We start from the raw sequence: 13980 nt of genomic DNA, 5'->3' as shown, positions 1-13980 counted from the left end.
TCCAGGTGCGGGTGGCCTTCCCGGCGCCCCGCCACTGTGGAGAGAACCATGCAGACCGTAGAAGAATTCCTGGCCCATGCCGTGCGCATCGAGCAGGACGCCGCCGACCGCTTCGGTCAGCTCGCCGACGCGATGAAGACCGCCGGCAACACCGAGGTATCGAGGCTGTTCCGCCAGTTCGCCGACTATTCGCGCATGCATCTGGCCGACGCGCGCAGCCGCGCCGGCTACCGCGAGATTCCCGATCTCGCGCATGACGACTACCAGTGGCCCGACATCGAGTCGCCCGAGACGGCCGCGATCTGGGCCGCCGATCCGCAGCTCGGTCGCGGCCAGGCACTGGAGATCGCGCTGGAGGCCGAGGCGTCGAGCCTGGCCTACTACCAGTCGATCGCCGTCGCCACCACCGATCCCGAGGTGCGCCGCTTCGCGAAGGAATTCGCGGTGGAGGAGGAGGAGCATGTGCGCGAGCTGACGCGCTGGCTGGAGCTGCATCGCAAGGGCGAGGCGCTGCCGGTGATCTGACGGCGGCGGCCGGCGTCCGGCCTTCAGGCAGCCGCCCGGCCGGCCCGCTGGCCCTGCGGCCGGCGGCGCATCGCAATCCGCAAGCAGCCGCAACCATTTGCATCGCGGCCGGCGGCCGTGCCGCGCGGCTCGCACACTGCGGTGCAGCAGGGCGGCGCGCCGGTCAGGCACCGGCAGCCGCCCCAAGCCAGAGCGGACACGCCTTCGCCCGATCCCGCAGCAAGCCTTCCGAAGCCCGGCCCCGCGCCGGGCTTCGTGCTTTGCGGAGCCGGCGCGTCGGCGCAGTCCGACGTTCGCACGGGACAGTCGGGGCTAGCGCGACAAAAGGCGGCGCCATGCTCAAACCCATCTTCGGCAAGCCCATCCTCCAGCCCGCCTCGCGCGGCAAGAAGGCAGCGCTCGCGGCGGCGCGCGAGCCGCGCATCATCATCGAGGCGCTCGACCCCGATGCCGGGCCGGACTGCGCGGCCATCAAGCGCTGCGTGGGCGACACGGTCACGGTCGAGGCCGACATCTATGCCGACGGCCATGACAAGCTCGCCGCCCGCATCCTCTGGCGCGCCACCGACAGCGCCGACTGGCAGTCCGCGCCGCTCGCGCTCGACGTCAACGACCGCTGGCGCGGCAGCTTCCCGCTTGAACGCCTCGGCCGGCACGAATACATGATCGAAGCGTGGTGGGACCGCTGGGCCACGCTCGCCGACCATCTCGCCCGCAAGCGCGCCGCCGGCGTGCCGGTGGGCATCGAGGTCGAGGAAGCGCGCCAGCTGCTGCACGCCGCGCGCGCCGGCGCGAGCAGCGCCCAGGCCGACGTGATCGACGCGGCGCTCGACACGCTCGACCGCCTGGTCGGCCCGCCCGCCTCGGCTGGCGCGCGCGCGCACGGCAAGCGGCGCGGCGCGCGCGAGCATCCCGCGCCGGCGCGTGCCGCCGCGCTGCGGATGGTCGAGGCGGGCACGACGGCGTCGGCGCCGGTCTGCGATGCCGACCCCACCGCCGTCGCCCTCGCCGAAGCGGCCGGCGCGGCCCCGGACGGCGCCGCCGGCGCCGACGCCAGGCGTCGCGCGGCCGGCAAGCCAGGTGCCGCCGCCCCGAGCGACGTGCCCGCCACCGACGACGACCCGAGCGGCACCGCAGGTGCGGCGATGACCGCCGTCGGCCCCGACCTCGCCGAGCGCGTCGCCCGCGCCAGCGACGACCTCATCGCCACCGCCGCGCGCCACGACACCGTCTCCGGCCCCGTGCTCGGCGCCGCGTCCACGCTCGACCTCGCTCCGAGCGACGCCGAACTCGCCAGCGGCGCCCATGCCTGGGGCGACGCCCCCGCCCATCCCGACCTCGCCGCCAAACCCCCGCTCGCCATCGACCCCGCCGCGCTCGACCTGCTGCTCTCCGCCGAGCTGGCCGCCGTCGTGCACGACACGCTCGACCGCGCCTTCCTCGCCCGCGTCGAGCCGCCCGTGGCCGTCGACGCCGAACGCCCGCTCGCCCACTTCGCGAGCTGGTACGAGCTGTTCCCGCGCAGCATCACCACCAGCCCCGAGCGCCACGGCACGTTCGCCGACGTCATCACCCGCCTGCCCGCGATCCGCGACATGGGCTTCGACGTGCTGTACTTCCCGCCCATCCACCCGATCGGCCTCAGCCATCGCAAGGGCCGCAACAACAGCCTCGTGCCCGCGCCCGACGACCCCGGCAGCCCCTACGCCATCGGCAGCGAGGACGGCGGCCATGACGCCATCCACCCCGAACTCGGCACGCTCGACGACTTCCGCCATCTGCGCGACGCCGCCGCCGACCACGGCCTCGAACTCGCGCTCGACTTCGCCATCCAGTGCTCGCCCGACCACCCCTGGCTCAGGCAGCACCCCGGCTGGTTCGACTGGCGGCCCGACGGCACGATCAAGCACGCCGAGAACCCGCCCAAGAAGTACGAGGACATCGTCAACGTCGACTTCTACGCCGCCGACGCCATGCCCGACCTCTGGATCGCGCTGCGCGACGTGGTGCTGTTCTGGGTGAAGGAGGGCGTGAAGATCTTTCGCGTCGACAACCCGCACACCAAGCCGATCCCGTTCTGGCGCTGGCTCATCGCCGAGGTGCGCGGGCGGCATCCGGACGTGATCTTCCTGAGCGAAGCCTTCACGCGGCCCAAGCCGATGTACCGGCTCGGCAAGGCGGGCTTCACCCAGGGCTACACGTACTTCACGTGGCGGCACACCAAGCAGGAGTTCATCCAGTACCTGACCGAACTGGCCACGCCGCCTGTGCGCGACGTGTTCCGGCCCAACTTCTTCGTCAACACGCCCGACATCAATCCGAAGTTCCTGCACGACTCGGGGCGCGCCGGCTTCCTGATACGCGCGGCGCTCGCGGCCACGCTGTCGGGGCTGTGGGGCATGTTTGCCGGCTTCGAGCTGTGCGAGGCGGCGGCCGTGCCCGGCAAGGAGGAATACCTCGACTCCGACAAGTACGAGATCCGCCCGCGCGACTGGAACGCGCCCGGCAACATCATTGCGGAGATCACCGCGCTCAACCGCGTGCGGCGCGAGAACCCGGCCTTCCACACCCACACCAACGCCCGCTTCCTCAACTGCTGGAATGACAACATCCTCTACTTCGCCAAGGCGACCGAGGACATGAGCAACTTCGTGCTGGTGGCGATCAACCTCGACCCGCACCACGCCCAGGAAGCCGACTTCGAAATACCGCTTTGGCTGTTCGACCTGCCCGACCACGCCAGCCTCGCGGGCGAGGATCTGATGACCGGGCACAAGTGGACATGGACGGGGAAGGTCCAGCACATGCGGCTGGACCCGTGGTTTGCGCCTTACGGGGTGTGGCGGGTGACGCGGGGGTGAGGCGGGCAGGCGCGCGAATCGCGCCGTTTGCGCACGGGCAGGGCTGCCCGCGCTCCGTCAGCCCCGCACGATCCTGAGCATCTCCGTCGCCCCCTTCTGGAAGCGATGCGCGACCGGCTCGACGCTCGCGGTCAGCCCTTCCGCCGCGAGCGCCGCCAGCACCGCCGGCAGATGCGGCGAGGGCCGGTTGTCGAGCGCGACGAGCGGATAGATGCGCACCTCGCGCGCGACGCGGCACAGCTCGCGCACGCCGGCCAGATGCGCGGCCGCGTCCACCTGGGCGCTGTAGAGGAACAGGAAGTGCGAGCACAGCGCGAGGTCGAAGGCGCCGTCGGCGAAGGGCAGGGCGGGCAGCGAGGCATCGACGTAGCGGCCCGCCGCGCGGCCGGCGTCGTAGTCGGCGAGGAAGGCGTCCATCGCCGCGAGGCGCAGCCGGCCGAGCGCATCGGCGTCGCCGGCCTCGTCCCAGAGGTAGTCGGCGGCGTTGCGGCGCAGCTCGTCGATCACGCGCGGCGCGACCTCGGCGATGCGCGCGCGGATGCCGTCGGCCGCGAAGCGGTACACCGGATCGGCCGACACCACGCGCCCGCCCAGCGCCGTGACCTCGGCGTTGAAGCTCGCCGGCCCGTCGGCGCAGCCGAGGATGCGGACGGCCAGGTCGGCGTCGGTGAGGGAGAACATCGAGCGGTACTCGCGCAGCGAGCGGCCCCAGGGAACGATCTGGTCGAGGGTCATGGCGTGGCGGAAAGGGAAGAAGGTGCGCAAAGGGGCGGCACGGGCGCCAACCCTGCCACGGCGGTCCGGGCGGCGGCCAGCGCCTGTTCCGCCAGCACCAGCGTCCCGGCCAGCCCGGCGTCATCGCCGAGCAGCGGCGGCACCATGTACTCGCCGATGCCATCGGCCAGTGCCGGATGCGCGATGTAGCCCGCCAGCCGCTCGCGCAACGTCGCGCGCACCCGCGCGAAGAACGCCGCCTCGCCCAGCCCGCCCGCCTTGCGCACGCTGCCGCCGAGGATCACGCGGCGCGGCGACAGCACGCAGACGAGGTTGCCGATGGCCAGCGCCGTCGTGTCGGCCAAGAGCGCCCAGACCGGATGGTCGGCGGGCAGTTCGTCGGCCGGCCGGCCGGTGCGCGCCGCGATGGCCGGGCCGGAGCACAGCCCCTCCCAGCAATCGCCGTGAAAGGAGCAGACGCCCGCGAAGCCGTCGCCCGCGAGGCGCGGCAGGCGCATGTGGCCCATCTCGGGATGGACGAGGCCGTGCAGCAGACGTCCGCCCGCCATGCCGCCCGCGCCGATGCCGGTGCCCATCGTGATGTAGACGAACTCCGCCAGCCCGCGCGCCGCGCCCCAGCGCTGCTCGCCGAGCGCCGCGCCGTTCACGTCGGTGTCGAAGCCCAACGGAATGCCCGGCAGCGCGGCGCGTAGTACGCCCGCCACATCGGCATCGCGCCAGCCCGGCTTGGGCGTGGCGGTGATGCGGCCCCAGCCGGGCGAGGCGGGGTCGAGATCGACCGGGCCGAAGCTTGCGATGCCGAGCGCCGCGATCGGGCCGAACGCCGCCTGCTGGGCGCGGAACCAGTCGGCCACGGCGCCGAGCGCGAGGGCGGGCGAGTCGCCGGTCGGGAAGCTGGCGCGGGAGAGGAAGCGCGGGGCGGCCGCATCGTCGGCCGTGCCGATGGCGCAGAGGAGCTTGGTGCCGCCGGCTTCGAGGGCGGCGAGGAGGGGAGGGGGCATGGTGATCGGGGTGGGGCGGCCGGCGCGCGCCGGCATCGCGAAGTTCAGCCGCCCAGCAGGTCGGCCGCGCGGTCGAGTTGCAGCATCACCGTCATCGGCTCGACGGGCGATTGCACGAAGGAATGGCGCAGGTAGAAGGCCTTGGCGCGTTCGTCGATGGCATGACACAGCACCGCCCGCCCGCCGACGATCGCCGCCGCCTGCACGCAGCGCAGCACCGCGTCCTTGAGTAGCCCGGTGCCGATGCCCATGCCCGCCCAGTCGCGGTCCACCGCCAGCCGGCCGAGCACGAACACCGGAATCGGCGTCGGCATGTTGCGGCGCACGGCGCCGGTCGCCGCCTGCGGCAGCAGCGCACCCGGCGCCAGCGCGTAATAGCCCACCACTTGCTTGCCCGCGCAGACCACATAGCTGCGCGACGCGCCCGCCCTCAGGTTCGCCAGCGCGCGCTTGCGCAGCCAGTCGTTGAGCGCCTCGTGCTCGCAAGCAAAGCTCGAGCAGTCGTGATGCGCGTCGAGCAGCGCGGGCGCCGACAGCGGCGCGCGCGTCATTGCTCCCACGGCGCCTTGTGCGCGAGCAGCGCGCGCAGCGCGTCGGCGTCGGCCAGCGGCTGCGCCATCACCGCCTCGAAGGCGTCGAGCTGCTCGGGCGACACGGTGAAGAACACCTGATCGAGCAGCACCTGCTGCGCCGCCGATTGCGCGGCCTGGAGCATGAAATCCGTGCGCGTCTTGCCTTGCAGCGTGGCGGCGCGGTCGATGAGGTCGCGCACTTCGAGCGAGGCGCGGACGTTGATGGTGGTGGATGACATGGTGGGCGGCGTTGCGGTGGTGGTGCGGGGGAGCGTTGCGGTTTGTGTGGGCAGTGTCAATACAAAATTGGCTTGATGCCCATCGTTCTCCAGTCGCTCGCCGACATGGTCATGACTTGTGCGGTAGCGCACACCAACTCGCTGCGCCCAAAACTGTCCAACTGTTCGGGCTGAGCACGCGCATGCATCGTTTTCCAAACATTTTTGCAAGGAAGAGAAGATGCCTGGAATCGACGATGCGTTGCTGGTCGAACTGTTTGCGCGCCTCGGGGTCGGGGCGCCTTACGACTGGCAGCGGCGCGCCTTCGCGCGGATGGTCGCGGGCGAGCCACCGCGCCAGATCAAGGTGCCCACCGCCGCCGGCAAGACGATGCTCGTCGCCATCTTCGTCGCGGCGCTCGCCACCCGCGCCCGCGCCGGCCTGCCGGCCACGCAGCGCCGTCTGGCCTTTGCCGTGAATCGCCGCGTGCTGGTCGACGAGGCCACCCGGCTTTGCGTGCGCATCCGCGAACTGCTCGACGCGGGCGAGCTGCCCGCGTTGCGCGATGCGCTTGCCTCGCTGTCCGTTACCGGCAAACCGCTCGCCATTTCGACGCTGCGCGGCCAGTTCGCCGACAACGGCGAATGGAGCCTCGACCCGTCCACGCCCGCCATCGTCCTGGCCACGCCTGACATGCTCGGCAGCCGCCTGCTGTTCCGTGGCTACGGACTCGGCCGCTCGCGCGCCGCCACGCATGCCGGCCTGCTCGGCATCGACACGCTCGTCGTTCACGACGAGGCCCACCTCGCGCCCGCGTTCAGCCACCTGCTGCGGCAGATCGAGGCGCGCGCCGCCGCCGATGCCGCCGCCATCGGCCGGCCGCTGATACATGTGATCGAGATGACCGCCACGCTGCGTCCCGGCGTGGGCGGCGAACCGCTGGTGTGCGACATCGCGAGCGACGCCGCCCTCGTCGCCCGCATGTCGGCGCGCAAGCGGCTCGGCTTCAAGACCATCGCGGCCGAAGGCCGCAAGGCCGGCGGCGCCATCGCGGCCGCCATCGTCGATGCCGCCGTGGCGCATCGCGACGCCAACCGCGCCGTCGCCATCTTCGTCGCCTCGCCCGACCAGGCCGCGACCATCGCGCGCGACCTCGGCCGCAAGGGCATCGACCCGGCGCGCATCGTCCAGCTCACCGGCACGATGCGCGGCCACGAGCGCACGGCCTTGCTCGACAGCCCGGCCTATCTGCGCTTCGTCAGCGACGAGCGTCGCGGCAACGACGGCAGCGCCTTCTTCATCGCAACCAGCGCCGGAGAAATCGGCCTTGACATCGATGCCGACATCGGCCTGTTCGACCTCGCCACGCTCGACCGCCTCATCCAGCGTGCCGGCCGCATCAACCGCCGAGGCCAGGGCGCGGGCGCGATCACGCTCATCCACGCCAACGGCGAGGAGGCGCCGGAGGCCGTGCGCCCGCGCTGCCTTGCCGCGATCGATCTTCTGCAAACGCTTGCAGCCTATGCCGACGGTATCGACGCCAGCCCGCTTGCGCTGTCGGCGCTGCTCGACCAGCCCGGCTATGCCGACGCCTGCGACCCGGCGCCCGCGATGCGCGCGCTCGAACCCCAGGTCATCGACATGTTCGCGATGACCAGCCTCAGCCTCGGCCAGCTTCGCTGCCCCGCGCCCGCCACCTACATCCAGGGCCTCGTGGACGAGGAAGCCGACATCACGCTCGCATGGCGCCAGCTCCCCGCCGCCCATGCCGACGTCGGCCGCTGGCTGGATGCGTGGCCGCTGGTGACGGCCGAACTCGCGCGGCTGCCGCGCGAGCGGGCGCGCAAGTTCATCGTCGATCGTCTGCTCAAGGCGCCCGCCGGCGTCGCGCCGCTCGCGTTGCTGCTCGACGCCCAAGGCCAGCTCGCGGAGGGCGGCGTGCTCATGCCCGGTGCCCATGTCTGGCGCTGGCTCGATCGCCTCCCGGCGGGCGGCACGGTGCTGTTTGCCAGCGCGGCGGGCGGACTGTCGGTGCAAGGGCAGCCCGACGCCGATGCCACGGCCGAAGTGCCCGACGTTTCCGGCCAATGCACCGACGCCCACGGCCTTGAGCGCGGCGTGGTCCAAGCCATCACGGTGAAGCTCGCCATTGAAGACGAACAGCCTGTCTGGTCCTGCGCCGACCGGCACGACGCAACGCTGCCCGGCCTGCTGGCCGCGTGTTGCGAGGGCTGGCAGATCGTCTTCCATGACTGCCCGATCGCGCCCGCCGCGCCATGCGAGCTGAGCGTCCGCGTCTGGCAGGCGCGCCCCGGCGTCCACGCGCCGGATGCCGGTGATCTGGCGGCGCTGGCGCCTCGGCCGCGCCTTCTCGGCGAACACCTCCAGCTCGCCGCGCGAGCGGGTCACGCGCTCGCCGCCGCGCTGTCGCTGCCCGCCGACTTCGCCGCCGCGAATCCGCGCGCCGCCGTCACGCATGACGCCGGCAAGGACGAGTCGCGCTGGCAGCGCGCCATCGGCAATGCCGACCTCGCGCAACCGCTCGCCAAGTCCGGCGGCGCCCGCTTCGACAACGCCATCAACGACGGCTACCGCCACGAACTCGGCTCGCTGCTGCGCCCGACGGCCGACGGCCTCACGCGGCTTGAGCAGCATCTGGTCGTCTCGCATCACGGCTGGGCGCGCCCGGTGTTTCTCGGCAATGCCCGCGACAAGCCCGGCTGCGCGGCGTTGGCCGATCGCGCGGCGCGCGATTACGCCGCGCTCGGCGCCAGCCTCGGCCCCTGGGCGCTCGCCCATCTCGAAGCGCTGCTCAAGGCCGCCGACGTGCTCGCCGAGGTGGAGGCCGAGCGTTTCGCGGCGCAGCCCGCGTGGGCCATGCCCCCCGCGCCCGCCGAAGTCGTCATCCCCACCGTCGCGCCGCAAGCCTTCTCGCTGCCCGTCGATGCCGCCAACTTCGGCGAATACCTCGCCTGCCTCGGCCTGTTCGCGCTCGCGCTGCATGCGGGCAGGGTGGTCGAGGCGAGCTGGTCGGGCGGCGGCTTTCATCTGCACGGCATCGACGCCGACGGCGTGCTCGCGCTGCTCGCCAGCCTGCGCGGCGCCACCGTCGCGCCCGACACTGAAGCCACGCGTCCCGAGATGGCCGACGCCGCCTATCCGCCCTTGCTGCTGCGCCTCGCCGGCCTGCCGCCGCTGCCGCTCAACCCCTGGCTCGGCGAAGGGCTGGACGAAGGCTCGGGCTGGAAGCTCGGCGCCGGCCAGACCCGCGCTCCCGTCATCCTCGACAGCCTCGTGGCGTCCTGCGCCGCGAGCCTCGATCTGCCCGACTTCACCCCGGCCGACCTGCCCACCCTCGGCGGCGCGCGCGTCGGCGCCGACGCCTCCAAGTTCCGCTTCGACAGCGCCACCAACTGGTCGGCGCAAGACGCCGGCTTCTCGCTCAACGAGCACGCCCGCTTCAAGAGCAGCCGGCCCTGGGTCGAGCTGCTGTCCGCCATCGGCCTCCAGCACTTCTTCCCACCGCCGGCAGACGCCAGCCATCGCTACTGGCTCTGGCCCGAGCCGCTGCCGCGCCCGCTCGCCATCGCCGCTGCGCGCGGCCTGCTGCCCGGCGCCGGCCCCGCCTACGAGGCCGCTCTTGTCCCGAGCGGAAAGATGAAAGACGTCTTCCCCGCCCAACCCGTCCCGCAAAGGAACCCGACATGCCCGCCGCACCTGCTGATGATCTGAACCGCTTCCTCACCGACGACGGCATCGTCGCGCTCGTCGCGCGCCAGACGCTGCGGCCGGTGGACGGCGAGGGCACGCCCTTCTTCCCGCCCACCTACCTCGGCGCGGGCAACAAGCCCACCTACTGCATCAGTCCGCTTACCGACGGCCGCAACCTCTGCACCGTCGATTCGGTGCAGTCGCAGGCCAACCGCTTCGAGGAAGCGCTGATGCAGCCCGCCTACCGCGCCCTCGTGCGCAAGGTCGAAGTCACGGCCACGCTTGCGAACGGCGAGACCCGCACGCTCGACATGCTCCAGCTCGGCCATCGCATCGCCGACGCCGGCATCCAGTTCTCGACGCTCGGCGACGACGCCAACCGCGCGATGCGCAGCTTCGCCAGCGGGCCGGACGACATCGCGCGCCTGTCGCCCACCAGCCTGATCTGCGGCATCTGGGAGAGCCGGGGCGAGGGCAGCCAGCTCAAGATCCCGCGCGCCTTCAGCGCCACGATCACCGCGCGCGACGTGCGCCAGCTCCGCCGCATGGCGACGTTCAACAGCGCATTTGGGTCGGCTGAACTTGGCTTCCCCGACAAGCTCTCGGAGCTTGGTCTGGATCACGTGCCTGCCGAGGAAGGCCTCGGCGGCGTCGTGGCCGACGGCCCCATCCTGCGCACCGCCACGCTCAACCTCGTCGCCCTGCGCGACAACACCCGCCAGCGGCGCGCCACGCCGCCCACGCCCGCCGCCGCCTACATCCACGCCCTCGGCCTGCTCGCGCTCGTGATGCCGACCGAATGCTTCCTGCGCCAGGGCTGCCTGCTCGTGCCGGCCGGTGCGCGCCAGCTCGTCGCGGTCGCGCGCGACGGTTCGGAAACCGCGCTCACCCTCGACCACGACGCCGTGCTCGCCCATGCCACCGCCGCCGCCCAGACCTTCGGCATTCCGGCGCTCGAACCGCTGGCCGCCACCTTCCAGAAGGAGCGCGTCACCGCCGCCAAGGCCAAGGCTAAGGCCAAGGGCGCCAAGGCCAAGTGATGGCTGCCGCCGACCATCTCGTGCTCGAAGCGCGCTTCCTCGGCGACAGCTACGGCGGCAGCGAATGGCCGCCCGCGCCTTTCCGGCTCATGCAGGCCATCGTCGCCGGCAACAGGAGCATCGACGCGCCCGGCCTCGGCTGGCTCGAAGCCCAGCCCGCGCCCGTCATCCTCGCCGCCGACGCCTCGGCGCCGATCGACTTCCGCCGCTCCATCCCTAACAACGCCCGGCCCGGCGACAGCGGCGGCGCCACCACCATGCGCGAGGTGCGCCGCCGCCTCGTGCGTGGCCCGGTGCGCTACTGCTGGCCGCTGCGTGATGCCGCCGACCGCGACGCCGCCAACCAGCTCATCGCCAGCGCCGAGAAGGTCCACACCCTCGGCACGGGCGAAGACATGTGCGTCGTGCGCGGCCTCATCGCCGGCGCCGCGCCGCAAAGCGCGGGCGACATCCGGCTGTGGCAGCCGGTGGCCGACGACATCGCCGCCTTCCTGCCCGGCACCGACGGCGCGCGGCTGCGCGTGCCGGTGCCCGGTTCGCTTCAGGCGCTCGAAGCGCGCTTCCAGGCCTTCCAGCGCCGCTTGCAGGCCGGCGACCAGGGCTGGGCGCAGCCGGTGCAGCGGGCCGCGTTGCACGGCACGCGGCTCTACCAGCCGAGTGAAGCCGCGCCGCGCAGCCTCGTGCTCGCGCTGCGCCTCACTCGGCCCGACGACGCCGCGCGGACGGCGCGCTTCGCGCCGGCCGATGCCGTGGTCGTCGCCGGCATGCTCCGCCACGCCGCCATGCAGCTCGCGCAACCGCTCGGAGACGAAGTGGCCGGCTTTGCCGCCGGCCATGCGCCGGAAGGCAATGCCGACTGCCGGCTCTCGTGGGTGCCGCTGCCGACCGTCGGCGCCGAGCATGCCGACGGCCGCGCGCGGCGTGCGTTGTGGATCGCGCGCGCCGCCGACCATGCGCCGCTGCTGTCGCTGGCCGCCCGCCTTGGCGAGGACGGCGTGCCGCTGGTGGACGAGGACACGGGCGAGGCGAGGGCGATTGCCCGGCCCATCGCCGTGGCGGGCGAGCCGGTGCTGCCGGCCTATCTCGACGCAGCCCGCGAGTGGGTGACGGTCACGCCGATGGTGCTGCCTGGCGATTTCGGCGGTGGCGATCTGCGCGTCATGACCAAGCTGCTGCACAAGGCGCTGCGCGAATCGGGCATCGATCCGGGGCTGCTGGCGGGGGCCGAGTTTTCTCGGCAGCCGCTGATCCGGCAGGCGCCCGCGCTGCGCGAAGTGAGGCTCAAGCGCTGGCAGGCGCGCAGCCTGATCCTGTATCACCTGCGGCTGCGCTTTCGGGAGCCGGTGCGCGGGCCGCTCGTGCTCGGGCGCGGGCGGCACTACGGCCTCGGGCTGTTTTGCGCGAACCCCAAGTGAACGGCAGTTCTCTAGTAGGTTCGCGCGCTCTTTAACAAGCTGATTTCAAAGGGAAATGCGGCCGGGTGACGGCGGCCGCGATGGCTCCGCAGCCCCGATACCCGGCGGTTCGCGCAAGTGGCGCGAAAACCGTCGGGGAATCAGGTGGTTGCAAGTGAGGAGCTGAATTCACTCCGAATGGAGTGACTTCGTTGAAGCATGGAGGCCCGCATGGGTGCCAACACCACCGACGAGCTGAATTCACTCCGAATGGAGTGACTTCGTTGAAGCGAGGGTCGAGCTGCCGCGCTCGGTGTCGATCACCGCGGCTGAATTCACTCCGAATGGAGTGACTTCGTTGAAGCCGCGTCGCGAACGACGACGCGACCGAATGGGCCGAGCTGAATTCACTCCGAATGGAGTGACTTCGTTGAAGCCCGGCGACGTACCTCGACATCTCCGTTGTCGCGTCGCTGAATTCACTCCGAATGGAGTGACTTCGTTGAAGCACGTACCGGCTGTGCGTCACGCGCGACTCGGCCAACGCTGAATTCACTCCGAATGGAGTGACTTCGTTGAAGCAATGCGCTGGTGGTGGACGCGTAGCAGGTCGAGCGGCTGAATTCACTCCGAATGGAGTGACTTCGTTGAAGCCCGGCAGCGATGCCCACACGCGCGCGCATCGCTCGCTGAATTCACTCCGAATGGAGTGAATTCGTTGAAGCAACAGCATGCGCGACGAGGTGCCCCAGTTGCGCGAGGCTGAATTCACTCTGAATGGAGTGACTTCGTTGAAGCGTCCATGCGTTGGTCTGCTTCACCACGCCCACGAGCTGAATTCACTCTGAATGGAGTGACTTCGTTGAAGCAGGGTTTCGAGCAGCAGCACGAGGTCGTCGATTTGCTGAATTCACTCCAAATGGAGTGAATTCGTTGAAGCACAATCATCGGCCGGGTGCTGTGGGTCTGGCGCGGCGCTGAAGTCACTCCAAATGGAGTGACTTCGTTGAAGCTGGTGATTGCGGTCCTGCCGCGTGAGCACCTCGTGCTGAATTCACTCCAAATGGAGTGACTTCGTTGAAGCACCAGCCCAGGCAGGAAAGCTAGGAACGCGATCGGGGCTGAATTCACTCCAAATGGAGTGACTTCGTTGAAGCTCGCGTCGATCGACGCTCAGGTACGCCCGCATGCGCTGAATTCACTCCGAATGGAGTGACTTCGTTGAAGCTGCGATGGGGTCGGTGGCACAGACGTGATTGCCGCAGCTGAAGTCACTCCGAATGGAGTGACTTCGTTGAAGCCTTGCGCACGTTGTCCCAGTGCTTGAGCCGGCGCGGCTGAATTCACTCCAAATGGAGTGACTTCGTTCAAGCGTGCGTCTCGCCGGGCTGCAATCGCGCCTCGCCGGGGCTGAATTCACTCCGAATGGAGTGACTTCGTTGAAGCCGGACCAAGGTGCTGGGCGACCTCGAAAAGGCACACAGCTGAATTCACTCCGAATGGAGTGAATTCGTTGAAGCTTGTAAACGAGAACGGCGGCAGTCGCGAGCGCGGCGCTGAATTCACTCCGAATGGAGTGACTTCGCTGAAGCCGCAGGGCGAGGTAATCGCGGGCCTGCTCGGCAGACAGCTGAATTCACTCCGAATGGAGTGACTTCGTTGAAGCACGTGGTGGATTGACGGATTACCGAAAGACAATGGGCTGAAGTCACTCCAAATGGAGTGACTTCGTTGAAGCGTGAACGTGGTGCCGCCCAGCGTCAGCATGATGCCGGCTGAATTCACTCCAGACGGCGTGACTCCATTGAAGCCTTGCCAACATCTTTGGCCTTTCATTCGCGGTATCCACCCAATTCGCCCTCCGGGGCGACTTCATTCCTCCGGTGAATCCCGCGAAACCCGCGCTGTCAGCCCACTCCCAC

General features: G+C 70.5%; 8 protein-coding genes and 2 pseudogenes. 6 read left to right on the top strand and 4 right to left on the bottom strand.

What is annotated here, in order from left to right:
* Positions 1–48 precede the first annotated feature (48 nt).
* The 3 genes and pseudogenes from H566_RS0104755 to H566_RS30470 all read left to right on the top strand — a co-directional run.
* Positions 49–525: a ferritin-like domain-containing protein gene (locus H566_RS0104755; RefSeq protein ID WP_028310535.1), complete on the top strand. Its 477-nt coding sequence runs from the start codon at positions 49–51 to the stop codon at positions 523–525.
* A 335-nt stretch (positions 526–860) separates the two neighbouring features.
* A pseudogene (locus H566_RS30475) lies at positions 861–1385 on the top strand (maltotransferase domain-containing protein); the annotation flags it as partial.
* A 498-nt stretch (positions 1386–1883) separates the two neighbouring features.
* Positions 1884–3386: pseudogene (locus H566_RS30470) on the top strand (alpha-amylase family glycosyl hydrolase); the annotation flags it as partial.
* A 57-nt stretch (positions 3387–3443) separates the two neighbouring features.
* Here H566_RS30470 and H566_RS0104745 read toward each other — a convergent pair.
* From H566_RS0104745 to H566_RS0104730, 4 genes are read right to left on the bottom strand one after another with little or no spacing between them, the layout of a single operon-like run.
* A complete protein-coding gene (locus H566_RS0104745) occupies positions 3444–4121 on the bottom strand; it encodes an SAM-dependent methyltransferase (RefSeq protein WP_028310534.1) in 678 nt (225 codons plus the stop codon).
* Complete coding sequence (locus H566_RS22940; protein ID WP_084544831.1) at positions 4118–5122, bottom strand: ROK family protein; 1005 nt, start codon at positions 5120–5122, stop codon at positions 4118–4120. Before H566_RS22940 ends, H566_RS0104745 begins: the two co-directional genes overlap by 4 nt.
* A 44-nt stretch (positions 5123–5166) precedes the next feature.
* Entirely contained in the window at positions 5167–5673 is a 507-nt protein-coding gene (locus H566_RS0104735; RefSeq protein ID WP_034410475.1) for a GNAT family N-acetyltransferase, read from the bottom strand.
* Positions 5670–5933 (bottom strand): type II toxin-antitoxin system TacA family antitoxin, encoded by a 264-nt coding sequence (locus H566_RS0104730; RefSeq protein WP_028310532.1) that lies wholly within the window; start codon positions 5931–5933, stop codon positions 5670–5672. Before H566_RS0104730 ends, H566_RS0104735 begins: the two co-directional genes overlap by 4 nt.
* Before the next feature lie 220 nt (positions 5934–6153).
* Here H566_RS0104730 and cas3g point away from each other — a divergent pair, with 220 nt between their 5' ends.
* Genes cas3g through csb2 form a run of 3 tightly spaced genes read left to right on the top strand, consistent with a single transcriptional unit; the run spans position 6154 to position 12079 of the window.
* Positions 6154–9645: a type I-G CRISPR-associated helicase/endonuclease Cas3g gene (gene cas3g, locus H566_RS22935; protein ID WP_034410472.1), complete on the top strand. Its 3492-nt coding sequence runs from the start codon at positions 6154–6156 to the stop codon at positions 9643–9645.
* Positions 9618–10664: a type I-G CRISPR-associated RAMP protein Csb1/Cas7g gene (gene cas7g / locus H566_RS22930; RefSeq protein ID WP_051378039.1), complete on the top strand. Its 1047-nt coding sequence runs from the start codon at positions 9618–9620 to the stop codon at positions 10662–10664. The genes cas3g and cas7g overlap by 28 nt, the downstream gene beginning before the upstream one ends.
* Positions 10664–12079, top strand: a complete 1416-nt coding sequence (gene csb2 / locus H566_RS0104715) for a type I-G CRISPR-associated protein Csb2 (RefSeq protein ID WP_028310531.1) — start codon at positions 10664–10666, stop codon at positions 12077–12079. The genes cas7g and csb2 overlap by 1 nt, the downstream gene beginning before the upstream one ends.
* The last annotated feature ends 1901 nt before the right edge of the window (positions 12080–13980 follow it).

The sequence above is a fragment of the Derxia gummosa DSM 723 genome, assembly GCF_000482785.1.
Taxonomy (GTDB): Bacteria; Pseudomonadota; Gammaproteobacteria; order Burkholderiales; family Burkholderiaceae_E; genus Derxia; species Derxia gummosa.
This window is presented reverse-complemented; position numbering and strand designations above follow the sequence as displayed.